Annotated in this window: 20 protein-coding genes; 11 read left to right on the top strand and 9 right to left on the bottom strand. The window is 75.4% G+C overall.

Annotated elements, in window-relative coordinates; all coding sequences use genetic code 11:
• The first annotated feature begins 109 nt into the window (after window positions 1-109).
• Genes AC0HI0_RS09720 through AC0HI0_RS09730 form a run of 3 tightly spaced genes read left to right on the top strand, consistent with a single transcriptional unit; the run spans window position 110 to window position 3,084 of the window.
• Complete coding sequence (locus AC0HI0_RS09720) at window positions 110-1,309, top strand: hypothetical protein (RefSeq protein WP_480931962.1); 1,200 nt, start codon at window positions 110-112, stop codon at window positions 1,307-1,309.
• 33 nt (window positions 1,310-1,342) lie between these two features.
• Complete coding sequence (locus AC0HI0_RS09725; RefSeq protein ID WP_480931963.1) at window positions 1,343-2,455, top strand: sensor histidine kinase; 1,113 nt, start codon at window positions 1,343-1,345, stop codon at window positions 2,453-2,455.
• Window positions 2,456-2,457: 2 nt separating this feature from the next.
• Window positions 2,458-3,084 (top strand): response regulator, encoded by a 627-nt coding sequence (locus tag AC0HI0_RS09730; RefSeq protein WP_480931964.1) that lies wholly within the window; start codon window positions 2,458-2,460, stop codon window positions 3,082-3,084.
• Window positions 3,085-3,100: 16 nt separating this feature from the next.
• Here the strand turns inward: AC0HI0_RS09730 and AC0HI0_RS09735 are convergent, their stop codons facing one another.
• Complete coding sequence (locus AC0HI0_RS09735; protein WP_480931965.1) at window positions 3,101-5,860, bottom strand: AfsR/SARP family transcriptional regulator; 2,760 nt, start codon at window positions 5,858-5,860, stop codon at window positions 3,101-3,103.
• Between the two features lie 130 nt (window positions 5,861-5,990).
• Between AC0HI0_RS09735 and AC0HI0_RS09740 the strand changes: the two genes are divergently transcribed.
• A complete protein-coding gene (locus AC0HI0_RS09740) occupies window positions 5,991-6,362 on the top strand; it encodes a hypothetical protein (protein ID WP_480931966.1) in 372 nt (123 codons plus the stop codon).
• 500 nt (window positions 6,363-6,862) lie between these two features.
• Here AC0HI0_RS09740 and AC0HI0_RS09745 read toward each other — a convergent pair whose 3' ends face one another.
• Complete coding sequence (locus AC0HI0_RS09745) at window positions 6,863-7,717, bottom strand: NYN domain-containing protein (RefSeq protein WP_480931967.1); 855 nt, start codon at window positions 7,715-7,717, stop codon at window positions 6,863-6,865.
• Window positions 7,718-8,034: 317 nt separating this feature from the next.
• On the opposite strand from AC0HI0_RS09745, the gene AC0HI0_RS09750 reads away from it, so the two are divergent.
• From AC0HI0_RS09750 to AC0HI0_RS09765, 4 genes are all read left to right on the top strand, one after another.
• Window positions 8,035-8,184, top strand: coding sequence for a hypothetical protein (locus AC0HI0_RS09750; RefSeq protein ID WP_480931968.1), 150 nt, complete (start codon window positions 8,035-8,037; stop codon window positions 8,182-8,184).
• Window positions 8,185-8,499: 315 nt separating this feature from the next.
• Complete coding sequence (locus AC0HI0_RS09755; RefSeq protein WP_480931969.1) at window positions 8,500-8,919, top strand: hypothetical protein; 420 nt, start codon at window positions 8,500-8,502, stop codon at window positions 8,917-8,919.
• Window positions 8,920-9,202: 283 nt separating this feature from the next.
• Window positions 9,203-10,366, top strand: a complete 1,164-nt coding sequence (locus AC0HI0_RS09760) for a PLP-dependent cysteine synthase family protein (protein ID WP_480931970.1) — start codon at window positions 9,203-9,205, stop codon at window positions 10,364-10,366.
• A complete protein-coding gene (locus tag AC0HI0_RS09765; protein WP_480931971.1) occupies window positions 10,363-11,610 on the top strand; it encodes an MFS transporter in 1,248 nt (415 codons plus the stop codon). Before AC0HI0_RS09760 ends, AC0HI0_RS09765 begins: the two co-directional genes overlap by 4 nt.
• Before the next feature lie 101 nt (window positions 11,611-11,711).
• On the opposite strand, the gene AC0HI0_RS09770 is transcribed toward AC0HI0_RS09765, so the two are convergent.
• Window positions 11,712-12,647, bottom strand: a complete 936-nt coding sequence (locus AC0HI0_RS09770; protein ID WP_480934274.1) for a PIN-like domain-containing protein — start codon at window positions 12,645-12,647, stop codon at window positions 11,712-11,714.
• Window positions 12,539-12,904, bottom strand: coding sequence for a PIN-like domain-containing protein (locus AC0HI0_RS09775; protein ID WP_480931972.1), 366 nt, complete (start codon window positions 12,902-12,904; stop codon window positions 12,539-12,541). The genes AC0HI0_RS09770 and AC0HI0_RS09775 overlap by 109 nt, the downstream gene beginning before the upstream one ends.
• 124 nt (window positions 12,905-13,028) lie before the next feature.
• Between AC0HI0_RS09775 and AC0HI0_RS09780 the strand changes: the two genes are divergently transcribed.
• Window positions 13,029-14,942: a Xaa-Pro dipeptidyl-peptidase gene (locus AC0HI0_RS09780; protein WP_480931973.1), complete on the top strand. Its 1,914-nt coding sequence runs from the start codon at window positions 13,029-13,031 to the stop codon at window positions 14,940-14,942.
• 118 nt (window positions 14,943-15,060) lie between these two features.
• Here the strand turns inward: AC0HI0_RS09780 and AC0HI0_RS09785 are convergent, their stop codons facing one another.
• Window positions 15,061-16,206: a cytochrome P450 gene (locus tag AC0HI0_RS09785; protein ID WP_480931974.1), complete on the bottom strand. Its 1,146-nt coding sequence runs from the start codon at window positions 16,204-16,206 to the stop codon at window positions 15,061-15,063.
• A gap of 177 nt (window positions 16,207-16,383) precedes the next feature.
• Between AC0HI0_RS09785 and AC0HI0_RS09790 the strand changes: the two genes are divergently transcribed.
• On the top strand, window positions 16,384-17,196 hold the full coding sequence (locus tag AC0HI0_RS09790) for a hypothetical protein (protein ID WP_480931975.1): 813 nt from the start codon (window positions 16,384-16,386) through the stop codon (window positions 17,194-17,196).
• A gap of 16 nt (window positions 17,197-17,212) precedes the next feature.
• Here the strand turns inward: AC0HI0_RS09790 and AC0HI0_RS09795 are convergent, their stop codons facing one another.
• The 4 genes from AC0HI0_RS09795 to AC0HI0_RS09810 form a co-directional block, all read right to left on the bottom strand.
• On the bottom strand, window positions 17,213-17,392 hold the full coding sequence (locus AC0HI0_RS09795) for a hypothetical protein (protein ID WP_480931976.1): 180 nt from the start codon (window positions 17,390-17,392) through the stop codon (window positions 17,213-17,215).
• A gap of 101 nt (window positions 17,393-17,493) precedes the next feature.
• Window positions 17,494-20,226, bottom strand: coding sequence for an AfsR/SARP family transcriptional regulator (locus AC0HI0_RS09800; RefSeq protein ID WP_480931977.1), 2,733 nt, complete (start codon window positions 20,224-20,226; stop codon window positions 17,494-17,496).
• A gap of 78 nt (window positions 20,227-20,304) precedes the next feature.
• Complete coding sequence (locus tag AC0HI0_RS09805) at window positions 20,305-20,745, bottom strand: hypothetical protein (protein WP_480931978.1); 441 nt, start codon at window positions 20,743-20,745, stop codon at window positions 20,305-20,307.
• Window positions 20,742-21,269, bottom strand: coding sequence for a hypothetical protein (locus AC0HI0_RS09810; protein WP_480931979.1), 528 nt, complete (start codon window positions 21,267-21,269; stop codon window positions 20,742-20,744). The genes AC0HI0_RS09805 and AC0HI0_RS09810 overlap by 4 nt, the downstream gene beginning before the upstream one ends.
• A gap of 249 nt (window positions 21,270-21,518) precedes the next feature.
• Here AC0HI0_RS09810 and AC0HI0_RS09815 point away from each other — a divergent pair, with 249 nt between their 5' ends.
• Window positions 21,519-24,701, top strand: a complete 3,183-nt coding sequence (locus AC0HI0_RS09815; RefSeq protein ID WP_480931980.1) for a S8 family peptidase — start codon at window positions 21,519-21,521, stop codon at window positions 24,699-24,701.
• The last annotated feature ends 185 nt before the right edge of the window (window positions 24,702-24,886 follow it).

The following is a 24,886-nucleotide window of genomic DNA, read 5'->3' on the forward strand; positions in this document are numbered from 1 at the left end:
AGCGTCCGGGTTCACCCACGGCGGCGTGGGCGAGGTTGCCCACCACCGCTGCGCCGAGCGCCCGTCCGGGCTAGTGCGGTCGGTGGCCGGCGCGGCCAGACTTGGCCGCGTGGCGTCGACGTCCGGTGCCGGTGGCGGGCACCGGGTGCTCGTGGAGGTCCTGGGTGCCCAGATCGCCTGGTGGCAACTGGGGTTCGCGGTGCGCCGCGCGGTGCTGCGCGACGCCCGGCGCGGGCTGCGGTCCGCCGACCGGGACGCGTGGGACGTCGGGGTGTGCTGGGCGTGGCAGTGGCTGACCGCACCGCGCTGGTGGCGGGTGGTCCGCGACGTCGGCTCGGCGGTGCTGGCCGTGGTCTGCTCGGCCGCGTTGGCGCACGTGATGGTCGAGCTGTCCGGCGAGGTCGCGCTGACCGGCGCGATCGCCGGTTGCCTGCCGCCGGTCGCGTGGTGGCTGCGGCGGCAGGGCCGGGACGCCCGGCTGCTCGTCGGGACGGACCCCGACGCGGACCGCCTGCCGGACCGGGTGTCCGGCCAGCAGCGGGCGGTGCACGGCCTGGTGGTGGCGCTGGTCGCGTTGCTGTCGGCGACGATGTTGGCCGCCACCATCGGCTACGACCGGTCGAGCAGGCTGGACTGCCCGCACTTCGCGGTGGACGCCCCGGTGCGCGAGTGGGGGGAGCGCGGCGGGGTGGGCTGCCCGGCCGGCGACACCACGACCGGCGCGACGGGTGTGCGCTACACGCCGTGGAACATCGCGCCGCAGGTGGACGGGAAGCGGCCGGAGTTCGTGGTGTACGCGCTGCCGGACGCCGGGCCCGTAGTGATCCTCGAAGCCGTCTTCGCGGTGTGGACGGCCGAAGGCGGCCCGGCGGGACGGCTCGGCCAACCCGCCGACTCCGGGGTCAACGACACCGTCGCCTACCAGAACTTCGCCGGCGGTGCGGTCGTCATCCCGGTCGGCGGAACCCCGCGAATCCTGACCGGACAACGGTATTCGGACGCGCGGCCACCCGGCAGCGCCTGCGTGAAGCAGGATCGGCCGTGCATCACCGCCGCGCACGCCGACGCCGACGGCATCCGGGTCGCCTGGCAGTATGGCGACGCGGACGCGTTCAACGTCGCCTGGTGGGCCGAAGGCGCGTCACCGGAATCGGTCACCCAGCGGGAGGTGGCCGGGTACGAATTCACCGTGCCCGATCCACGCCCGGCGACCGCGTACGTGGTCGAGGTCGCGGCCTGCCACAAGCGGTTCCTGCGGCGCTCCGCGTGCACCTGGCCGTCGGCCCGCGTGCTCGTCCGGGTCGACTAGGTGACCGCGCGAGAGGTGCGCCACCCTGCGCCGATGCTGCTGGTGCTGGCCCTGCGGTGGCTGGCGCTCGGCTGGATGGTGCTGGTCGCGCTGCTCGGCGGGCAGGTGCAGCGGCCGGTGGAGGCCGGGATCGCGTTGCTGGGCACCGGGATCTGGACGGCCTGGCTCACCGCGGCGGCGGTCCGGCGGGTCGCGCTCGTGCTGGCGGTCGACCTGGGCGTGGCGGTCGCGCTGATCGTGCTGGCCGGCCACATCCACCCGCCGCACGCCATGCTCACCGACCACCCGTCGTTCATGGGCGCCTACCCGGCCGCCGCGGTCGCCGCGTGCGGGGTCGTCTACCGGCTGCGCGGCGGCCTGCTGGCCGGTGCCGCGTTGGCCCTCGCGCTGCCGTTCGCCTACGCCGCCAACAAGGTCGCGTCGGACGACATGTCGTTCCTCCACCTGCTCACCGCCGTCGGCTGGGGACTGTCCTACGTGCTGCTGGGCGGCGTGCTCGGCGCGGTCGCCGGGCAGCTCGACCTGCTGCACCGGCAGGCCGTGCGCAGCGGCGAGCGGGCCGCGCGGCTGGCCGAGCGGGAACGGCTCGCCGCGCGGATCCACGACGACGTGCTCCAGGACCTCGCCCGGCTGCGGGCCCGGATCGGGGAGCTGTCGGCCGGGCCGGCGCTGGCCGCCGTGGCGGAGGGGATCGCCCGCCAGGAGACCGCGTTGCGCGGCCTGGCCGACGCCCACACCGACCTCGCCGTGTCGCCGCGCGACACGGTGTCGCTGCGCGACCGGCTCGCGGGCGTCGCCGACCGGCACCGGGACCTGCCGGTCCGCCTGGTCGCCGGCGGGCCGGACCGGCTGCCGTGCGACGTGGTGGACGAGATCGCCGCCGCGGTCCACGAGCTGCTCACCAACGTGGCCAAGCACGCGCGGGCCCGCCAGGTGTGGCTCACCGTGCTGCCCGAACCCGGCCACCTGATCGTGACCGTCCGCGACGACGGCGTGGGGTTCACGCCCGACCAGGACACCGCCGGGGTCGGCCTGCGGCTGTCCGTGCGGGCCAGGGTGGAGCGGCTGGCCGGCCAGGTGCGGGTGCGCAGCCGGCCCGGCCACGGCGCGGAGGTCGAGTTGCGGGTGCCGATCGGGAGGAGTTGACCGTGGCCGACGAACCGCTCCGGGTCCTGGTGGTGGACGACCACCCGGTCACCCGCGACGGCGTGCGGACGGGCCTGGACCGCGACGGCCGCGCGGTCGTGGTGGCCGAGGCCGCCGACGCGGCGACCGCGTGCGCGCTGGCCGACCGGGTGCCGCTCGACGTCGCGGTGGTGGACCTGCGGCTCGGCGAGCCCGGCGCGGGCGGCCTCGACGTGGTCCGGCACCTGCGCCGGCACCGGCCCGACGTCCGGGTCCTGGTGCTGTCGCAGGCCGCGCCGGACGAGGTGCTGACCGCGATCCGGGCCGGCGCGCACGGCTGGCTCACCAAGGCGGCCACGGCGGCGGAACTGGGGGACGCGGTCGCCGCCGTGCGCACCGCCCCGGTGATCCCCGCCGAACTCGCCGCGCACCTGATCGGCGAACTGCACCGGACGACCCCGGCGCTCACCGGCCGCGAGCAGGACGTGCTGCGCTGCCTGGCCAAGGGCTACGACAACCGCGAGATCGCCGACGACCTGGGCATCGCGGTGCGCACGGTCAACCGGCACCTGGAAAACATCCGCGCGAAGCTCGGCCGGCACCGCCGCTCCGAGCTGATCCGGATCGCCCGCCGGGCCTCCTCCTGGTAGCCGGCCCGGAGCGGTTTCAGCCGAGGTCGGCGAGGCGCTGCCGCAGTCGCCCGGCCTCGGTGTCGCGGCCCTGGCCCCGGTACAGCTCCAGGGCTTCCCGCCACGCCGCGCGCGCCCGGTCGTGCTCGCCCAGCGCGAGGTGGGGGTGGCCGATCCGGTCGAGGGTGTCCGCGACGTAGTACGTGCTGCCCAGCGGCCGGTACAGCGCGAGCGCCCGGCCGTAGTGCTCGACGGCCCGCCGGTGCCGCCCGGTGTGGTGGTCGACGTACCCGAGGCTGTCCCGGATGTGGGCCTCCACCTCGGGGTCGTCGCGGTGCGCGCGGTTCAGCTCGATGGCGGTCCGGCAGTGGGTGCGGGCGGTGTCGTAGTCGCCCAGCAGCGCGGCGACCCAGCCCGCGTCGGAGTGCGCCGCGGCCTGGCCCACCGGGTGGTCCAGGGCGCGGTACAGGTCCAGCGCGAGCAGGACGTGGTCGAGCGCCCGCCGGTCGTCGCCGCACCGGGACCGGGCCTCGGCCAGCACCCGGTGGGTGAGCGCCTCGTGCACCGGGAAGCCGTGCGCGCGGGCCAGGTCGAGCGACCGGTCCAGGTGGCCGATCGCCTCCGCCGGCCGGCCCAGCCGGATGTGCGCGCGGCCCAGGAACAGGTGGGCGTGCAGCCGGGCGGACGGGTCGGCCAGGTGCCCGGCGGCCTCCAGCGCGTTGCGCCACAGGGCCGGCTCGTCGGGCTGGACCCCGCGCCGGGAGTGGAAGGTGGTCATGGTCCACGCGAGCTGCCACACCTGGCGGTGCCACCCGTGCGCGTGCGCGGTGTGCTGCGCGGCCGACAGGTGCGGGTGCTCGACGTCCAGCCACGACAGCGCCGCCGGCGCGGTGGTCGGCCGGACGACGTGCACGCCGGGCGCGGGCGGGTCGAGTTCGACCGGCTCGTGGTGGGGGTCCAGCAGCCGCTGGGCGGCGTGCGAGGTGTGCAGGTAGCAGTCCACGGCCCGGCGCAGCGCGGCCTCGCGCACCGAGGGCTCCAGGTCGCGGGCGAGCGTGGCCGCGTAGTCCCGGATCAGGTCGTGCATGGCGTAACGGCCGCCCGTGCGCCGGTCCAGCAGCGACGCGTCCTCCAGCGCGTTGAGGGTCCGCTGCGCGCGGGCCGCCGGCAGCCCGGTCAGCGAGACCGCGGCGGGCAGACCGGTGTCCGGGCCGGGCGCGACGCCCAGCAGCGCGAACACCCGCCGCTGGTCGGGGGTCAGCCCGCGCAGCGACCAGGACAGCACGGCGGGCAGGCTCGCCGTCGGGTCGTCGTGGTCGAGCATGTCCAGGCCGAGTTCGCGCAGCTCGGCGGCCAGTTCCGCCAACGGCACGGCGGGCCGGGTGCGGGCGTGGCGGGCGGTGATCGACAGCGCGAGCGGGTAGCGCCCGCACAGCTCGACCAGCTCGTCGGTCGCCCCGGGCTCGGCGGCGACCCGGGGCGCGCCCAGCCGCGCGGACAGCAGCGCGTGCGCCTCGGCGTGGCCGAGCACGTCGAGCTGGAGGTGGCGGGCGTCGTAGCGGTCGATCAGCGACGCCGGCCGGTTGCGGCCGGTGACCACCACCGTGCAGCCGGGGGTGCCGGGCAGCAGCGGGATCACCTGGTCGGTACCGGCCGCGTTGTCCAGCACCACCAGCATCCGCCGGCCCGCCGCCAGGCTGCGGTAGAGCGCCGCCTTGGTCTGCACGCCCTCCGGGACGCGGTCGGGCGGCACGCCGAGCGCGGCCAGGAACCCGCGCAGCGCCTCGTCCGGGGCGACCGGCTGGTTGGCCGGGCTGAACCCGTGCAGGTCGACGAACAGCTGACCGTCGGGGAAACGGTGCGCGTCGCGGTGCGCCCAGTGCAGCACCAGGGCCGTCTTGCCGATCCCGCCCGCCCCGCCGATCGCGAACACCGGCACCGCGTCCAGGACCGCGCTCAACGCGGCGAGTTCGCCGTCCCGGCCGGTGAACGACCCCGGCGCGGCGGGCAGCTGGCGCGGCACCGGGACCGCGGGCGCGGCGTGCGCCGGGGCGTGCAGGCCGGGATCGGTGGTCAGGATCCGCTGGTGCAGCGCGCGCAGCGGCGGGCCGGGGTCGGTGCCCAGGTCGGCGGCCAGCCGGGCGCGGACCCGCTGGTAGTGCTCCAGGGCGTCGGCCTGGCGGCCGTCGCGGTAGAGCGCGAGCATCAGGTGGGCGGCGGCCCGCTCGTCCAGCGGGTGCCGGGCGGCGCGGGCGGACAGACCGGGCAGCAGACCCGCGTGCCGCCCGCAGCGCAGCGCCAGGTCGGCGTGGTCCAGCTCGGCCGCCAGCAGTTCGCCCGCCACGGTGTCCCGCAGGTCGCGCGCCCAGGGCGTGTCGAGGTCGGCCAACGGCTCGCCCCGCCACGACTCCAGCGCCCGGACGTAGAGCCCCAGCGCCTCGTGGTCGTCGCGGCACGCGCGGGCGCGGGCCAGCAGGTGGCGGAACCGGTGCAGGTCCACGCGCTGCTCGTCCACCGTGACCAGGTAGCCGCCGGACCGCCGGACCAGCGCCACCCCTTCGGCGTCCGGCAGCACCGCGCGCAGCCTCGACAGGTAGTTGTAGAGCGTGTTCCGGCCCCGGGCGGGAGGCTGCCCGCCCCACACCCGGTCGATCAGCCGGTCGACCGGCACCGGCCGGTTGGCCTCGACCAGCAGCACGGCCAGCACCCCGCGCTGCTTGGGGTGCCCCAGGTCGACCCGGACCCCGCCGAACTCCGCCTCGACCTCGCCCGCCAGCCGGAACTCGATCGCCGTCACCGCCCCTCGACCCCCGGCGACCTGCGAGTTCCAGGTTCCGCGCACGGTTTCCACATGATCAGCCGAGCAAGGTGGCGCACGCAGCGATCCAACACCACGGCCGAACGCTGCCGATACGAAGGGATCCACCGTGCCCACCGCGCTGACCAGCAGGCTGACCTCCGCCCTCGCCGTCACGGCCGCCGCCGCCTCGCTCCTGCTCGGCGGAGCCGCCGCGGCCGCCGCCGCGCCGGGTGCCGGCGGCATGACGCCTTACTACTCCGCGTGCAACGTGCACCTCCTGCCCGACGGGCGCGGCGCGGAGGTGTGCCGCACGTGGATCCCGAACGGCGACGGCACCTACCACGGCACCTGGGAGGTGGTGCGGACCAACGTGAACATCACCGCGCAGGGCCGGTTCGACGGCAAGGTGCGCGACCTCGGTGCCCAAGGCACCTACGCCCGCGCCCGCGACTTCGTCACCCGCGTCTGCGACGGCAAGCGCTGCTCCTCCTGGGCCTGATCGGCTCGAAGCCGCGGCCGAGTCCCCAGTGCCGCCCGCGCCTTCCCCCCATGGGGCGCCGGCGGAGCTTCGGCTGTGCGCTTCGCCCGCTGTGGTCACCGGGCGGTCCGCCGGCCCGGTGACCACAGTGCCCCGCCCCGTGGCGTCTTGGCCGGGCACGTGGTCGGGCAGTGCGCGGGCGAGCGCGTCGGCGTTGGCGGACTGGTCGGCCCCTACGGCAGTGACAACCGCGCCACCCCGCCACCCCGCCACGCCGCGAATCGCCGTCGCGAGCACTTCCGGCGTGCCGAACGCGACCGGCCGCAGCGGGATCCGCTCGGCCGTGGCCAGGCCGATCCCCGCGTCGCGCGCGGCGTCGGCGGCACCCGGCAGGCCCACTCGTGCACCACCAGGTCCGGCGGCGGCCCGTGGACCTCCTGGCCGGCGGCGATCGCGAGCGGGATCAGCGGGTAGGTGCGGCCGAGGCCGGCGAGGAGCACGCGTACGACGGGAACCCGCGCTCAGCGGTCGGCCGGCTCGGGCTGCACCGAGAAGGCCCGGGGGTACTTGCGGCCGGGGTTGGGCGTCGGCGACCCGGTGAACGACACCGGCGTGCCGGTGGCCAGCGCGGACCGCCCGGCCGGCAGGTCGTCGCTGGAGACGAACCACGACCCGCCCCGGCTGTCGGTGATGAACCCGTGCGGCTGCCCGGCCCGCCACCCGGTCACCGTCCCGCGCCGCCGTCCGCGCGGCGACCCGACCGGGGACGCCACCACCCCCGTCGACCGGAAGAACGGTGGCCGCAGCGGGTAGTCGTCGCGGTCGGCGGGCGCGAACAGCGCGTCGAACCCCGGCGTCCGACTCGCCGCGGCCCGCAGCGGTGCCGCCGTGCGCGGCGTCCAGGCGGGCGGGAGCGGCGAGGACCGGATGTCGACCACCGGCACGACCACCCGCACCCCGCGCCCGGTCAGCCGGGTGGCCAGCGGCGTGAAATCGGCGTCTCCGGTCACCAGCACCACCCACTGCAACGGCACGGCGGTCGCGCGCTCCCACACCTCAAGCGCGAAGTGGACGTCGACGCCCTTCTCCTTGCCGCCGTGCAGCGGCAGGTCGTGCCGCACGATCCCGGCCGCGCTCAGGGCGGCGTCGAAGGAGGTGGCGGGGGTCTCGATGCGGCCCCGGACGTAGTGCGCCTCGTCCACGGTGCAGACGTCGAGCGGCAACCCGGTCTCGGTGTGCACGTACCAGCGAAGGGCGTCGTGGAAGCCGTCCAACGCGATCCGCGCCGCCCGAGGGTGCTCGGTCGCGTAGAAATCGCTCAGGTAGGCGAACCACGTCCCGTCGTAGAACACCCCGATGCGCGCGACTTCCCCCACCCGCCCAGTTTACCCGCCCACGCCCGGCCCGGCCCGCGCCCCGTCCGTTGTGGAGGCCGGTCGGAGGTGATCGACCACTGTGGACTCGGCGGTCGGTGCGGTGGGGACGTCGGTCCGGCGGTACCCGGGCGCGGGACCGGGACGAGGGGTTCCCGGCCTGGGCCGTCCGCCGATCCCCGGTTCGCCGCGGGATGCCGGAGGTGGGCCGTTCGACGCACGGGGCAGTGGTGGAGTCGGCCGCCCACGGGCCGGGCGCCGGTGGCGCGGGCGGGTCTTGTGCCATCGTGGTGAGGGGGCGACGAGTCGAGGAGGCGTTCGTGGCACGGAAACGCGGGGGCGGGATGGCGCTGTACGTGGCGCTGGCGGTGGCGTTGGTGCTGTTCGTGCCGCCGTTGCGGGAATGGGCCGCCGACCTGGTCGCGCCGCTCCTGGCCCGGCTCAAGAGCCTCAACCCGTTCCGGGGCTAGCGCCCGGCGGGTTCGTCGGCCGGCCGCGTCACCTTCCGGTCGATCACCGCCCCCGGAACGTCACTGTTCGTCGTCGACCTCCGGGATTTGCCGCCCGCCCTGCTCCATCAGGGGCGTGCGCTCCCGGCCGGACGGTGTGGAAAGCGATTCCACGAGTGCGATCGGTGGCCGTCCGCGCGGATTCGCCGAAAGGGGAATGGGCAACGGGGGTGTTCCGGCTTTCCTCTGGATCCAGAGTTGACCGTTGCCGTTCACCGGGCAATTCGATACCTACGATCAGGTGTATCGGGCGCACCGCGAGATCAGTATGTTCACATGACTGTGGAAGGTGGAATCGGCACCCGGCGGAGTGCCCGGTGGTCGCGGCGGTCCGCGCCCTGGGTGCTGCTGGTGGGGTTCCTCTACCTGTACCTGGCCGTGTGCGCGACCGACGACGTCGCCGGCCCGCCGAACCCGGCCGCCGTCGTGTCCGTGACAGCGCCCTCGCCCACCGACCACCACCACGGCAGCGCCGACGGGTTCGGCGTCCTGATCCGGCACTCCGACTGCTTTCTGCTGCTCGGCGGCGACGTCTTCGCCGGCGTGGTGCTCCTGCTCGCGCTGTGGACCTGCCCGGACCCGGCGGTACGGCCCGCGCGCGGGCACGGCCCGCCCGGCGTCGACCGGACGCGCCCGCCGCCGATCACCACCGGCGGCCGGGACGTCCTGCTGTCCCTGTGCGTCGCCCGGACCTGATCGGCCTTTCCCGTGGCGTTCCCGGCCGCCCTCCCGCTGCCGGACCTGTTCGCGCGTTCCCCGGGCGCCGACCGCCGACCGCCTCGCGCGGATTGTCGCCGGGTCGGCTTCCGGGGGCTCCTCGCCGTGCGCGGACCACTGCGATCACGTCACATCGCCACCCGCTGCCCTCCTCCGTGAGAGGGCATTGTGCCGCCGCACACTCCTGTGCGCCCCATTTCGCGCTGGTTGCTGTCGCAATCGTCCCTGCGCTCATCTGCTGAGCACAATTCTTGGAGTTCGTATGGCACACGTCCCGCATCCCTGCACCGGTGTGAACGGCGGACCGCCGACGGTGCTCGACACCGTCGGCGCCACCCCGATGATCGGTCTGCGGCACCTGACCGGGCGATCCGACGCGTCCGTGGTCGTCAAGCTGGAGCGGTGCAACCCCGGCGGGAGCATCAAGGACCGCCCGGCCTGGTACATCGTGCGGCGCGCCGAGGAGGAGGGGCTGCTGCGGCCCGGGGGGACCGTCATCGAGTCCTCCTCGGGCAACTTCGGCATCTCCCTGGCGATGATCGGCGCGGCCCGGGGCTACCGGGTGATCGTCATCGTCGACCCGAAGGTCACGGCGACCAACCTGGCGATGTTGCAGGCGTTCGGCGCGGAGGTGATCGTCGTGCACGAACAGGACGACACCGGCTCGTACCACAAGACCCGGATCGCGCTGGCCAACCAGCTGCACCGGGAGATCGCCGGCTCGTTCCGGCCCGACCAGTGCTTCAACCCGCTCAACTCGCTGGCGCACTACGACGGGACGGCCGTGGAGCTGGTCGACCAGACCGGGCCGGGCCTGGCCGCCGTGGTGGCCACCGTGAGCACCGGCGGCCAGCTCGGCGGGATCTCGCGCTACCTGCGCGAGCACGCGCCCGACGTGCACGTGGTCGGGGTGGACGCGATCGGGTCGGCGGTGTTCGGCGGCGATTCGCACTCCTACCTCATCCCGGGCGTCGGCCTGGGGTGGACGCCGGCGAACCTGGACGACCTGTCCCGGCTCGACTCGGTGTACAAGGTCTCGGACGAGGACGCGTTCGTCGCGTGCCGCGTGCTGGCCCGCTCGGAGGGGATCCTGGTCGGCGGCTCCACCGGAGCGGCGCTGTGCGTCGCGCTGCGGTTGGCCCGGCAGCACGGCTCGGGCCGTTCGGTCGCGATCCTCGCCGCCGACAGCGGTGAGCGCTACCTGCACACGATCTACAACGACGACTGGATGAAGGAGCACGGGCTGACCCTCGACACCTCGCCCGACGAGCTGCACCGCAGGGCGGGATCGCTGGTCCCGCACAGCCTCGAACCGGCGCGGACCGCCAACTACCGGCCCGAGCTGGCCGGGCAGCTGGGCTCGCCGCACGCGCCCGCCGACCTGCCGGCCGTCGACGGCACGGTCGTCGGCCGGCCGACCTCGTGACCGCCGTCGGGCAGGCGACGCGCGGGGCGTGGTCGGTCCCGGCGTTCCGCCGGCTGTGGCTGGCCAACACCGCCGACGCCTGGGCGGTCTCGTTGCTGCCCGCCGCGGTGACGTTGGCGTTGGTGCACCAGGGATCCGGCGCGACGGTGCTGGGTCCGGTGCTGGCCGCCAAGACCGTCGGGTTCGTGCTGGCGACCGTGCCCGGGGGTGTGCTGGCCGACCGGTGGTCACGGCGGCGGGCGATCCTGCTGGCGTGCCTGGTCCGGGTCGTCGCGGCGCTCGCCCTGCCGGTCGCGTTGACCGGGCCGGGGTGGGGGAGCGTGCTGTGCGTGTTCCTGGTCGGTGCCGGTGAGGGCGCTTTCCGGCCGTCCTACCAGGCCCTGGTGGGTGAGCTGGTCCCGGAGCCGCAGCGGCAGTCGGCCAACGCGCTGTCCACGATCACCTTCCGGCTGGCGCTCGTGCTGGCACCGGGGGTGGCGACCGGGGCGGTGGTCTGGGTCGGGCCCTGGGCCGTCCTGGTGCTGACGGCGGTGTTGTGGTGCCTCGTGGCGCTGGCCGCGCGCGGGCTGCCGGAGCGGGCCGTGCCGGGCGTGCGGGCGGACGAGTCGTTCGCGGCGCAGTTCATGGCCGGGGTGCGCGAAGCCCGCCGGCACCGGTGGTTCGTCGCCGGTCTGGTGATGCTGGTGTTCGTGCTCGCGGTGGGGGAGGCGGCGCAGATGGTGCTGCTCCCGGTGATCAGCCGCGACCGGTTCGGGACCGACCTGGTGTTCGCCGCGGCGCTCACCGGCTACTCGGTGGGGGCGCTGGCCGGTGGTGCGGTGATGACCCGGTGGACGCCGAGGCGGCCCGGGGCGGTCGCCGTGCTGGGACTGGCGCTGTACGCCGGGATCCCGCTGGCGTTGGCGCTGTCGTCGCAGTCCTGGCCGGTGGTGGCGGCGTACGCGGTGGCCGGGATCGGGATGGAGCTGTTCAACGTCCCGTGGTTCAGCGCGGTCCAACGGGAGGTGCCGCCGGAACTCCAGGCCCGGGTGTCCTCTTTGGACTTCATGGTCTCCTACTCCATGAGTCCGCTGGGGCTCGCGCTGCTGCCGCTGGTCGTGGAGGCGACCGGTGAGCGCAACGCGTTGGTCGGCACCGCACTCGTGGTGCTGGTCGCGTGCGTCGGAACCTTGATCGTGCCGGGGATGGCCCGCTTCCGCACGGGGGAGCGGCCCACCGTCCCGGACGGCGGCCGGTCCGGGTGACGCGCCCGCCGTGCCCGGTCACGGTCGTGGCCGGGCACGGCGGCGGGCGGAAGGTTCTCAGCCGCCGGAACCGAACTCGGGGTTGGGGATCGGGAATCGCGTCACGTAGTGCAACTCCACCCCCGACTGTTCGGTTTGCTGCGCAACGAGTCGGGTTCGACGGTCCACCCGTCTCCGTAGATCTCGCGAAGGAACTGGTCAGGGCCTTGGTACCGGTACCGCGTGAAGCGGGCATACCGTCCGAGCCCTCCTTCGCGCGCGCATACTCCTTCATCGGGACGTCCTTGAGCCAGCCGTGGGCAGCACGCCTCGAATAGCCCTGGGCGAAGAGTTTGCCGCCGATGGCGGGGTCGTCGCCCCAATGCCACAGCAGGCCGGCCCTCTCGGCTCCGGTCAGCGTGGACCAGTCGGCCTCGTCGGCCCGTCGGAACACCTCCGCGACGATCTCGTCCTGCTCGCTCCGGTCCCCCGGGCTGCAACATGGACAGTCGCCGCCCGGTGCGTTCGCGGAACTCCGCGGACAGCTCGTGCCGGGGACCTCGCAGGTCCTCGCGCACCCGGTGCCACCAGTCTTCTTTCGTGTCGCTGGTGACGAACAGGACGTCGCACCGACGAGACTCGGCCTCGCACAGCAGTTGTTCCCAGACCAGGTAGTCGCCGACGCGGAGGTCGGGTTCCTTGTCCTCGTCCCGGTATCCGGGCGGTCGCCGGGCCTGGATGCGGGACTCGGCCTCCCGCAACGCCGCCTCGTGCCGCTCGGGTGGCAGCGGCGGCCCGACGCGCCGGGCGAGCAGTCCGGCCGGCCGGTCGAGGACGTGGTCCTCGTTGGTGTCGTGCGTGTGCGCCGACGCGTCGATGTCGGTCTGCTGCGCGATGGCCTGGCGCACGGCGTCGAAGGCCCGTTCGAGCCGGGTTCGCAGGTCGTCCCTCAGCTGGTCCGGCAGCGCCGCCTTCTTGGTCCACACCGAGATGGCGTTCTCGGCGGAGCGGTAGGGCTTCTCCAGGGTCGTGTCGGCTTCCCGGGCCGCGTCCCGCAGCGCGCCGAGTCCCGGTTGCGCCAGAACTCGCGCACCGCCTGGTGGGGGACCCGGAGGTGGTCGCCGATGCGCTCCATCACCGACAGCAGGTCGTCGCGCGCCCCGGCGTTGTACCGGTACAGGTTGAGCAGGACGTTGGCGTCCAGGACCACCAGGCCCTCGGCCAGAACTCGCTGGTAGTCCTCGTCGCGCGGGGTCCGGTACTCCTCGAACCCCTCGAAGACGCCCCCGCTCGACGGGGTGGCGTCGGTCGTCACGGTGCCCCCTGACCGGTCACGTGATCTTAGCCCGGTTGTCCCCGTACGTTCCGCCCTACTGCGGGCTGCGCCTTTCCCTCCAAGCTCGATCGGGCGGGGGCTTCACGTCGGGAAGGCGGAGCACATGCGCTCAGGTTTGGTGAATCTGGTGACGGCGGCCCTGGTCCTGGCCGCCACGGCGGTACCGGGGACCGCGACGGCGGCGGCCGGGCGGGTGGCCAGCGATCCGGTGTACGACTTCGCTTCCGCCATCAGGGAAACGGTGTGGGTGGACACCGGGCGCGACGGCGACGCGGACGGGCGCGCCGACCGGGTGGCGGCCGATCTCGTGCGGCCCCGCGAGGCCGCCGCCAAGGGCGTCAAGGTGCCGGTGATCATGGACGCCAGCCCCTATTACTCGTGCTGCGGGCGAGGTGGCGAGAAGGAGGTCAAGACCTACGACAGCGCCGGTCGCCCGGTCGGCTTCCCGCTCTACTACGACAACTTCTTCGTGCCGCGCGGGTACGCGGTGGTGCTGGTCGACCTCGCCGGCACGAACCGGTCGCGGGGGTGCGTCGACATCGGCGGGGCGTCGGACATCGGCTCGGCCAAGTCGGTCGTCGACTGGCTCAACGGGCGCGCCACCGGCTACTCGGCGGCGACCGGCGGCACGGCCGTGAGCGCGAGCTGGAGCACCGGGAACGTCGGCATGATCGGCAAGTCCTACGACGGCACGATCGCCAACGGCGTCGCGGCCACCGGGGTCGCCGGGTTGAAGACGATCGTGCCCATCGCCGCCATCTCCAGCTGGTACGACTACTACCGGACCGACGGCGCGGTGGGCAACTCCGGTTCGCCCGCCGGGCTCGCGCAGACCGTCTCGGCGCGCAACCAGGGGCAGGACTGCTCCGCCGCGGGCCAGCGGCTGCGGCAGATCTTCCCGGCCAACGGCGACTACTCGGCAGGCTGGCTGGAACGGGACTACGTCGCCGCCGCCAAGAACGTCAAGGCGAGCGTGTTCGCCACGCACGGGGTCAACGACCTCAACGTCAAGTCGGTCAACTTCGGCCAGTGGTGGAGCGCGCTGGCCTCGACCGGCGTGGACCGGAAGCTGTGGCTGTCGCAGACCGGGCACGTCGACCCGTTCGACTTCCGGCGCGCCGAGTGGGTGGCGGCCCTGCACCAGTGGTTCGACCACTACCTGCTGGGCCTGGACAACGGGGTCGGGGACTCGCCCCGGGTGAGCGTCGAGCGGCAGCCGGACGTGTGGGCCGACCAGACCGCGTGGCCCGCGGCGGGCACCCGGGACGTGGTGCTGCGGCCGGTCGCCGGGTCGACGGCCGGGGTCGGGCGGTTGACCTCGGGCGCGGCGGTGGCGGGCAGCGCGTCGTTCACCGACACCGGGCGGGTGAGCGAGACGACCTGGGCCACCGGGCCGACCGCGACGTCCACGTCCCGCGTGCTGTACTCGACCGGCGTGCTGGCGCAGGACCTGCACCTGTCGGGCACCGGCACGATCACCGTGACCGTCACGCCGAGCACCACCACCGCGCGGGTCTCGGCGGTGCTCGTGGACTACGGGCAGCAGAGCATCCGCAACTACGGCGGGGCGGGCGAGGGCGTGAAGTTCGGGACCGCCGAGAACTGCTGGGGGTCGAGCACCACCGGCGACGACGCGTGCTACCGGATCGCCGCCACCGACACCGCCAACGTCGGGCTGCACATCTTCAGCCGGGGCTGGGCGGACCTGGCGAACCACCGCTCGCTGAGCGAGGAGGTGCAACTGGTCGCGGGCCGGCCGTACACGATGACGTTCCGGCTGGCGAGCACCGACAAGGTGGTGCCCAGGGGCCACCAGCTCGCGGTGATCATCGGTGGGACCGACGCCGGGTTCGTCGGCGCGCCGACCCAGCCCGGACGGCTCACCGTCGACCTGGCGAAGACGTTCGTCACGCTCCCGGTCGAGGGCGCGGTGCCGGTGTCCGGCGGGGCGGGGGCGCTGCCCGCGCACCCGGCGCAGGTCGTGCCGGACGAGCCGGTGGGCCTGGACCGGGGCTGAGCAGGACCCGGTGGTCCGGACGCCGCCACGGGGTGCGGGGGTCCGGACCACCGGTCGGCCTACGCCCAGTTCCAGTGGCGGCTCGGCTTGTTGCGGAAGACGCGGCGCAACACGGCGGTCATGGCTGTTCACCTCCTCCCGGTGCGGTTCGTGCCCGGTGCAGGACGAAGGGGCGGGGCACCGCGCCGTCGGCCAGGACGGGTCGGGTGTCGCCGCCGGTCACGGTCAGCCGGGCGTCCCGGCCCAGCGCGGCCAGGGCCTCGGCGGTCAGCGCCCGCGCGACGGCCGCCCCGGCGCAGGCGAACGGGCCCGCGCCGAAGGGCAGGTAGGGGCCGCGCACGCCGGGTTCAGCCCAGCGCTGCGGCCGGAACGCGGCCGGGTCGGTCCAGCGGCGTTCGTCGTGGTGCAGCAGGTAGGGGCTGACCGACAGGACGTCGCCGGGCCGCAACGGCAGGCCGCCGACCTCGGTGGGGCGCGGGACCGTGCGGCCGACCATCCACGCCATCGGCCGGTGCCGCAACGCTTCGCGCACGACCGCGTCGGCCGGCCACGGCCACCGCGTGCCCGCCGGGTGGTGCAGGCAGGCCAGCAGCACCGACCACGCCAGGGAGCCGCCGACGGGCGCGACGATCGACCGGAACAGCACCAGGAACACCTCGGCCACGCCCCGGTCGGTGATCCCGTCCGGGCACGCGCCGACCACCGCGTCCAGCACGTCCCCCGGCACGTCGGCGGGCGCGCTCCGGCGCTCCCGCACCCGCGCGGCCACCGCCGCGACCAGCCGCCCGCGCAGCGCTTCCGCCCGTGCCCGCCGCCACACGCCGTGCGGGCGGATCACCACGCCGCCGGCGACGGCCCGTTCCAGCAGCCGCCGGGTGCCGGCGTGCGTCGCGGGGTGCAGCAGGAGGTCGGCCAGGCATCGGTACACCAGCTCCAGGCCGGCGGTGGGCCAGCGGCCGACCGCCGGCATCGCGGCCACGGCCGCCGCCGACCGGTCGCCGAACCCCGCCGCGTGGGCCCGCAGGAGGTCGCGCACCGCGTGGCCGACGGCGACCTGGGCGGACCTGGTCGGCAGCAGCGGCCCGAAGAAGTCGGACGGCCCGTCGTTGAACTCCGGCCCGCGCAGCACCTCCTGCGCCAGTTCCGGGTCGCCCACGCACCACCCGCCCCGGGGCAGCGGGAACACGACCTCGGCGTCCCGGCGCAGCTTCTCGATGTACGCGTACGGATCACGCCGGAACCGCCGCTTGTCCCCGATCCTCATCGGACGAACCACTTCCGCGAGAGGTGTCGATCCTGCCGAGGACGAGCGTGGCGGGGCGGCGGGCGGTCTGCGTATCCCCAAGTTCGGGGATTGCCGAACCCGGTCGGCCGGGCGGGTGCGGTCGGACGGCGGGGAAATCCGGGGTGTTCGCGTGACGCCGTCCGGCACGATGGGGACGTGATCCGCATCGACACCCCGGACGCGCTGAACGCGTGGTTGGACGACACGCGCGGTTTCGCGGACGGCCGCCTGGTGAGCGTCGAGCGGTCACCGGGCGGTGCGGTCACCTGGCGCCTGGAGCAGACCGTCCGGCTGGGGCTGTTGCCCGGCGACACCACGTCGGTCGAGGTGCACGAGCTGGTCGCCGACGCGCCCGCCGTGCTCGACGGGCCCCCGTACGACCCCGGGCACGTCCAGGAGCAGGTGGACGCCGAGCAGGTGGGCGGGCGGATGGCCGTCGTGGTGGACGTGCCCGGTGGCCTGCTGCGGCTGGTCGCGGACGGGTTCACCGCGCGGCGGGTCGGTACCGGGACCCGGTCGGTGCGGCCTCGGGCGGGGCGGGACCTGTCGGTCGTCACCGGACCGGAGCACGACGACCGGTACTGGGCGCGCCGCGTGGGCGAGGAACTGGGCGCGCCGGTGGTGTGGCGGGTGATCGGCGCCCGGCTGCCGCGCGCGCCGGGGTCGGGTACCGAAGGCTGCTTCCTCCAGGTGCGCGACCTGTTGGCCACCACCGACCACGGAGTGTTCTGCGCGCGTTCGCGCGAGGACGCCGTCACGTTCGAGGACTACCGCGCCCGGCAGCCGCAACTGTGGCGGGCGGTGCTCGCGGTGGGCGGGGACTTCGCGCGGGTCCGGTCCGGCAACTGCGTGTTCGGCGCGGCCGACTGGCGGGTGTGGCTCAGGACGGGCGGCTTCCCGCCCGATCACCGGTTGCGGGGCGCGCCGACCGGACGGACCTCGGACGGATCCTCCGCCAGGTCGCCGTGACCCGCGCCGGCGGGCGCTACTCGCCGGGCTTCGGGTCGGACGTCGTCGTGGGCGGGTCCGCCACGCCGGCTCCGCTGTTCGTCGACGTCGTGCCGCGATCGGCCGCCGACACCGTCTCGACCACCACCGCGACCGACGCGACACCGAGCGCCGCCGTCAACGCCACCGCCACCGCGAACCGCCGATGAGCGCGCATACCGGTCCTCCTGTAGGCCGCCGCCCGGAAAGCCACCGCGAAGTGTCCTCTCCCCGACCGGGGCCGGTCCACCGCCCGGCCAGGCGAACCCAGGGGTCCGTTCAGGCCCGGCCCAGACCGGCGATCAGCTGCCGGACCCGCCGCGCCTCGTCGCCCCGGTGCTGGGCCTCGAACAGCCGGACGGCCTCCCGCCACGCGTCACGTGCCTCGTCCAGCCGGCCCAGCGCGCGGTAGGGGTGGCCCAGGCGGTCGAGGGTGTGCGACTCGCTGAACGCGTCGCCGTCCTCCCGGAACAGCGCCAGGGCCCGCCGGTAGTGGTCCACGGCGGTGGCGTGGTCGCCGGTCCGGTGGGCGATGTAGCCGAGGCTGTCCAGCGCGGCGGCGTCCACCTCGCGGCCCGCCCGGTGCAGCGCGGCCGTGCAGTGCGCGCGGGCCGCGTCGAACTCGCCGAGCCGGGCCTGGTACCAGCCGACCGCGTTGAGCGCCAACGCCTCCAGCACCGGCAGCTCCAGCTTCCGGTACAGGTCCAGCGCGCTGGTGGCGTGCGCCAGGGCCCGCCGGTCGTGGCCCAGCCGCTCGGCGATCTGGGCCAGCGACCGGTGGGTGTGGGCCTGGGCGAGCGCGTCACCGAGGTCTTCGGCCAGGGCCAGCGCCTCGGACAGGTGCGCCTCGGCCTCGTCGTGCAGGCCCGCGTAGGTGACCGCGGCACCGAGCAGGCGGTGGGCCAGCACGCGGACCGCCGGGTCGCCCTGCCGGTCGGCCGCCGCCAGCCCCTCGCGCCACACCACGACCGCGTCGTGCAGGTGCCCTTGCCGGTAGAGGAACGTGTCCAGCGCCCAGGCGAGCTGCCAGACCCGCGAGGACGACGCGCACCGGGCGATGGCCAGCAGGTTGCGGTGCTCGGCGGTGAACCACTCCAGCGCCGCGCCCGTGTCGCCCAGGGGGCGCGGGTGGGAGTGCGGCGCGGGCGCGCCGAACGGGATCGGCGGGCGGTGCGGGTTGAGCAGCCGGTCGGCGGCGTGCGCGGTGTGCAGGTAGTGGTCGGCCAGCCGGGACAGCGCCCGCTCCAGTTCGCGCTCGGCGACTTCCTGGTCGGCCGCGTGCAGCTTGATCAGGTCGTGCAGCTGCCACCGCGCCGGGCTGCGCTGCTGCACCAGGTGCATGTCCTCCAGGGCCCGCAGCACCGAACGGGTCGCGGCCTCGGACAGGCCCGCGAGCACGGCCGCCGCCGCGAGGTCGACGTCCGGGCCGGGCGTGCGGCCCAGCAGCGCGAACACCCGCGCCTGGTCGGCGGTCAGCGCCTGGTGCGACCAGGACAGCACGGCCCGCAGGCCGGCGGCCGGGTTCTCGGCGTCCAGCACGTCCAGGCGCGCCGCGTGCAGCTCGGTCGCCAGCGCGGCCAGCGGGGACGCCGGGTCGGCGCGGGCGCGCCCGGCCACCAGTGCCAGCGCCAGCGGGAAACCGTGGCAGCAGGCCAGCAGCGCGGCCACCGCGTCCGGTTCGGCGGCGGCCCGCGCGGCACCCAGCCGGTCCACCAGGACCTGGTGCGCCTCGGCGGCGGAGAGCACGTCCACCCGCAGCGGCCGGGCGCCGTGGCCGGTGGCCAGCCCGGTGAGCCGGTGCCGGCTGGTGACCAGCACGGTGCACGTCGGGCTGCCCGGCAGCAGGGGGATCACCTGCTCGGCGTTGCGCGCGTTGTCCGCCACGATCAGCATCCGCTTGTCGGCCACCAGGCTCCGGTACAGACCGGCCTGGGCGTGCGGGTCGGGCGGGACGGCGCGCGGGTCGACGCCGAGCGCGTCGAGGAACCCGCGCACGGCGGCGGTCGAGTCCACCGGGGTCGCGGTCGGGCTGAACCCCTGGAGGTCCACGAACAACTGGCCGTCGGGGAACCGGTGCGCGTTCTGGTGGGCCCAGTGCAGCGCCAGCCAGGTCTTGCCGATGCCGCCCGCCCCGGCCACCGCCGAGACCACCATGGTGCCGCCCGGCGCGGAGCCGTCCAGGTGGGCGGTGAGCGCGGCGAGTTCCGCCGCCCGGCCGGTGAACCCCGGCGGTGCGGGCGGCAGCCGGTGCGGTGCCGGCGCGGTTTCGCCGCACGACGCCGGCGTGGTCAGGGTCCGGTCGTCGTCGACGATCCGCTGGTGCAGGTGCCGCAGCGCGACACCGGGATCGGTGCCGATCTCGGTGATCATCCGGGCGCGCAGGCGGCGGTAGTGCTCCAGCGCCTCGCTGGGCCGGCCCGCCCGGCACAGCGCGAGCAGGTACTGGGCCGCGACCCGTTCGTCCAGCGGGTGCTCGACGGCCCGCGCGGCCAGCTCCGCCACCAGGTTCCCGCCCTGCCCGGACTTCAGCCGGGCGTCGACCAGGTCGCACTCGGCGGTCAGCCGCTCCCCGGCGGAGCGGTCCCGCTCGGCGAGCGCCCACTCGCCGCCCAGCCCGGCCAGCGCCTCCCCGCGCCACAGCTGCAGCGCGTCGGTCAGCAGCGCCTCGGCCCGGTCCGCCTCGGTGCGCGACCGCGCGCACAGGCCCCGGAACCGGTGCAGGTCCACGGCGTCCCGGTCGACGTCGAGCAGGTAGCCGCCGGCCCGCCGGACCAGCCCGACCGACCCGAGCAGCGGGCGCAGCCGGGAGATGTAGCTGTGCAAGGAGGCCCGCGCCCGCAGCGGCGGTTCGGGGCCCCAGACCCGCGACACCACCCGGTCGACCGGCACCACCTGCCCGGCGTCCACCGCCAGCGCGGCCAGCACGCACCGCTGCCGCGCGGGTCCCAGGTCGACCGGCTGCCCGTCCACCCGCGCGGTCACCTCGCCGAGCAAGGTGAACACTGTCGCCATCGCCGTCCCCCTCGCGAACACGACTGCCGGACCAGGGTCGCCGGTCAGCCCGGGGCGGCGCGCCGGGTTGCCGTGGGTTCACCCGATCGGCCGTCCGCCGACCCCTCCGTCCGTGCGGACGGCCAGGGCTGCCTCGCGGCCGTCCGGGTCGTCGTGCCGGCGCAGCCCGCGCACCAGGTCGCGCCACCGTCGCGGCCGTCGCCACCGCGAGCGCCGGCTCCGGCTGCCCGCCCGCGAGCGCGTCGGCGAGCACGGGCAGCCGGTCCGGCCGGAGCCGGTCCAGCACCTCGGCCAAGGTCGCCGCGACCTCCGCGCCCGCCTGCCGGCGGGTGGTCGGCCGGTCGGCGAACCGGGCCACGTCCCGCAGTCCGGCCAGGTCCGCGCCCGGCTCGCCCGCCGCACCGCGGAGTCGGCCAGGTCCGCGACCTGCCGCACCAGCGCCTCGATCCGCCGCCGATCGGGCAGGTCGCGCTCGGCCTCGGCGTCGTACCGGTCCGCGCCGGCCGGCAGACCGGTCACCGCCCGGCGCGTCCGCCCACCAGGTCGGCGCGCACCCGTCCAACTCGGCGTCCACGAAGTCCGGCAGCACCACCGGGTACCGGGTGGCCGATCGCGGTCCACGTCCGAACGGCGTGCTCCAGGTCCGGCAGGAGCGCCCGCACGGTCTGCGCCGGGCACGACGCCGGCAGGCTCGCGGCCTCCATGTCGCCGTACGCGGCCCGCACCACGGGCAGCAGCGCGTCCGCTGAGGCCACGGCGGCGCACCGCGAGGTAGAGCACCCGGCGCAGGTCCCCGGACAGCTGCGGCAGGAGGTCGAGGAACACTCCGGCGGGCACGCCGAGCCGGACGGCGCAGGCGCGCGCCGGGCCACGTTGCTGTCGGGCGAGGTGATCGCGCGGGCGCGTCCGGACAGGTCGTGCAGCAGCACGTCCAACCCGGGCGTGCCCGCCAGGTCGCGCGCCGTGCCGGAGAGCAGCCGCTGCCGCGCGCCGTGGGGCAGCGGGTCGAGCGAGCGCGGGAGTCGGTCCGCGGTGATCGTCACGACCGCGATTTCTCGGCGGGTGCGCCGGTCGCCACCGGATCCGGCACCGCCGCCGACCCGGCCGGGCGCGGGCGGACGGTCGGGGGCGAGCACGGTCCGGGCGGCCCGCCATCGGTCGATCGGCTGGTTCTCCTCGCCCCAACGGCCGACCGCGCGCGGGGTTTTCCGGGCTCATCGGACGAGGGGGCCGGTGCCGTCGGCCAATACGGTCGCCTGTGCCGCAGCGAGGGGAACACAGGGAGGCACTGGGTGGGTCAAGCAGGTCCGGATCGCAGAGGGCACAAGAGGATCGTCGCGCTCGTCGTCTCGGCCGGTCTGGTGGCCGGTGGGCTGTCGTCGGCACGGGCGGAGCCCGCCGGCGAGCCGGCGGCGGAGACGGGGCCGCAGCGCCACACCGTCACGTTGATCACCGGCGACCGGGTGGTGTCGGCCGGTGACCGGATCGTCTCGTACGAGCCCGGCGCGGGCCGTGCGGACGTGCCCGTCGACGTCTACCAGGAGGACGGGCACCAGTTCGCCGTGCCGGGCGACGCCGCCGCGCTGGTGGCCGGGGGCCGGCTGGACCGGCGGCTGTTCGACGTGACGTCGTTGGTGGAGTCCGGTTACGACGACGCGCGGCGGTCCACCGTGCCGGTGATCGTGCGCCCGGCGGCGGGCGCGCGGGCCGAGATCGGCGCGCTGTCGGTCGAGGCTCGGCTGCCCGCCGTGGGCGTGGTGGCCGCCACCGCGGACAAGTCCGGCGGCGCGTGGGAAACGCTGCGCGGCGGTGCCGTCGAGAAGGTGTGGCTGGACGGGCGCCGACGGCTCGCGCTCGACCGGAGCACCAGGCAGATCGGCGCGCCGGCCGCGTGGCAGGCCGGGCTCACCGGCCGGGGCGTGACGGTCGCGGTGCTGGACACCGGCGTCGACGAGCGGCACCCGGACCTGGTCGGCAGCCAGGTCGCCGAGCGGAACTTCACCGACGACCCGGACACCACCGACACCGCCGGCCACGGCACGCACGTCGCGTCCACGATCGCCGGCCGGGGCGAGCGGTACCGGGGTGTCGCGCCGGAGGCCCGGCTGCTCGACGGCAAGGTCTGCGTGGCCGCGTTCGGCGGCTGCTCGGACTCGGCGATCCTCGCCGGGATGCAGTGGGCCGCCGACGAGGGCGCGCAGATCGTCAACCTGAGCCTGGGCGACACCGACACCCCGGAGGTCGACCCGTTGGAGGAGGCGGTCAACCGGCTCTCCGCGGAGAAGGGGATCCTGTTCGTGGCCGCCGCGGGCAACGAAGGTGCGGCGCCGGGCACGATCCACTCGCCGGGCAGCGCGGAGCGCGCGCTGAGCGTGGGCGCGGTGGACCGGTCCGACGACATCGCGCCGTTCTCCGGGCGCGGCCCGACCGCGACCGGCGCGGTGAAGCCGGACGTCACGGCTCCCGGTGTGGACATCGTGGCCGCCAAGGCGGGCACGGCCGAGCACCGCGCGATGACCGGCACGTCGATGGCCACGCCGCACGTCGCCGGGGTCGCCGCCCTGCTCAAGCAACTGCACCCGGACTGGTCGGGCGAGCGGATCAAGGCGACCATCACGGCGTCCGCCGCCGCCAACCCGGCGCTCGCGGTGACCGACCAGGGCTTCGGCCGGGTCGACGTGCCCCGGGCGCTGGCGCAGCGGGTCGTCGCCGAACCGGGCAACGTCGACTTCGGCCTCCAGCGGTGGCCGCACGAGGACGACGCGGTGCTCACCCGCACGGTGACCTACCGCAACTCCGGCACCGAGCCGGTGGTGCTCGACGTCGCGGTGGACGTCCGGGGGCCGGGCGGCGCGGCCCCGGCGGGGATGGTCACCGCGACGCCGGCCAGGGTGACCGTGCCGGCCGGCGGCGAGGCGACGACGACCGTCACCGCGAACACCGCGGTGTCCGCGCCGGACGGGCGCTACACCGGCGCGGTGGTCGCGTCCGGCGGGGCGGACCTGCGGACGCTGGTCGGGTTCACCCGGGAGGCCGAGAGCTACGACTACACGATCAGCCACCTCGGTTTCGACGGGCAGCCGACCGACTACTACCGCACGACGATCGTGGACGTGGCCACCGGGCGCAAGCGGCTCGACGACGGTGGCTCGAACCAGCCGAAGACGCTGCGCCTGCCCAGGGGCGAGTACCGGGTGTACGCGAGCGTGATGGGTCCCGACCGCGAGCAGGCGCTGATCGCGCAGCCGAAACTCGTGCTGGACCGGGACACGCGGGCGGTGTTCGACGCGCGCGCCGCCAAACCCGTCACGCTGGCCGGCCCGGACCCGGCGGCGCGGGAGCGGGCCGGCTACGTGGTGTTCACCGCGCCGGAGGCGGGCCGGTCGGCGGCCTTCGCGACGTGGCTCGGCGCGGGGTTCGGCGGCAAGGTGTTCACCGGGCAGGTCGGACCGGGCTCGGCGGACTTCACCACCTCGTTCGGCACGCAGCTCACCGGCACGCCGCGCGCGGACGGGACCCCGGTGACCTACCGGCTGCTCTGGCAGGAGCGCGGCGGCGTGCCGGTCGGCTACACCCGCACCGCGAAGAGGTCCGAGCTGGCCGAGGTGACCACCGTGGTGCGGCCCGGCGGGTCCGGGAAGCAGTACCGGCTGGGCGTGCTGCCCGAGCAGATCGGCAGTCGCGGCTGGAGTTCGCCGGTGCCTGCGGGCACCCGGCTGGTCGACCTGGTCACCGCCGGGGACGGCGTCAAGTGGCGGTGGAACTTCGAGCAGTGGTCCGCCGAGGGGAGCACCGAGGTCGTGCTGACCGCGCCGTCGCGTGCCACGAAACCCGGCAGGTCCTACGAGCAGACGCTCAACGCCGCCGTGTTCGGACCGTCCACATCGGACCGGGGGTTGACCCGGCGCGGTGACGACATCGGCGTCCGCGTGCCGATGTACGCCGACGCCAACGGCGGCGACGGCGCCCGGCCGTTCGCGGCGAGCCGGATCAGGCTGTTCCGCGACGGGGTGAAGGTCGGCGAGGAAGCCTTGTCGACGGCCGGCTTCCGGGTCCCGGAAGCCGAGGGCGGCTACCGGGTCGAGGTCGAGCAGACCCACGCCGAGTCGGACCTCTCGACGAGGACCAGTGGTGTGTGGACGTTCCGGTCGGCGCGCGTGGCCGATCAGGTGTTGCCGATGTCGGTGGTGCGGTTCCTGCCCAGGCTCGACGCAGACAACGCGGCGTGCGGCGGGGTGTGGCCGGTGCCGGTGAAGGTCGAGCAGCAGCCCGGCACGCCGAAGGTCACCGGCACCGAGGTCGAGGCGTCGTTCGACGACGGGGCGACCTGGCGCAAGGTGCCGGTCGTCGGCGGCACGGCGCTCGTGCGGCACGTCGCGGGCGCGAAGTTCGCGTCGTTGCGCGCGAAGACGACCGACGCGGCGGGCAACACCGGCGAGGTGACCGTCATCCACGCCTACCGGATCTCGGGCTGACGGCCGTGGCCGACCGGCCCTGAGGCCGCTTCGGACGGACGGGGCGGGGGCGCGCGCCCCCGCCCCGTCCGTCGTGGACCGATGCTGTTCCAAGGCGAGCGGGACATCCGGACGCGAGGGGTGCTCGACCGCCGTTCGGGGTGGCGGGCTGCGCCGGACCGGTGAACGCGGCACCGCCGGGTGCC

This window comes from Saccharothrix sp. NBAS 001 (assembly GCF_056640475.1).

Bases quoted from the DNA above. Each gene is read 5' to 3' on its own strand.
- AC0HI0_RS09725 (WP_480931963.1), top strand. From the start codon at position 1,343: ATGCTGCTGGTGCTGGCCCTGCGGTGGCTGGCGCTCGGCTGGATGGTG.
- AC0HI0_RS09755 (WP_480931969.1), top strand. From the start codon at position 8,500: ATGACTGTGGAAGGTGGAATCGGCACCCGGCGGAGTGCCCGGTGGTCG.
- AC0HI0_RS09760 (WP_480931970.1), top strand. From the start codon at position 9,203: ATGGCACACGTCCCGCATCCCTGCACCGGTGTGAACGGCGGACCGCCG.
- AC0HI0_RS09780 (WP_480931973.1), top strand. From the start codon at position 13,029: ATGCGCTCAGGTTTGGTGAATCTGGTGACGGCGGCCCTGGTCCTGGCC.
- AC0HI0_RS09785 (WP_480931974.1), bottom strand. From the start codon at position 16,206: ATGAGGATCGGGGACAAGCGGCGGTTCCGGCGTGATCCGTACGCGTAC.
- AC0HI0_RS09795 (WP_480931976.1), bottom strand. From the start codon at position 17,392: ATGCGCGCTCATCGGCGGTTCGCGGTGGCGGTGGCGTTGACGGCGGCG.
- AC0HI0_RS09800 (WP_480931977.1), bottom strand. From the start codon at position 20,226: ATGGCGACAGTGTTCACCTTGCTCGGCGAGGTGACCGCGCGGGTGGAC.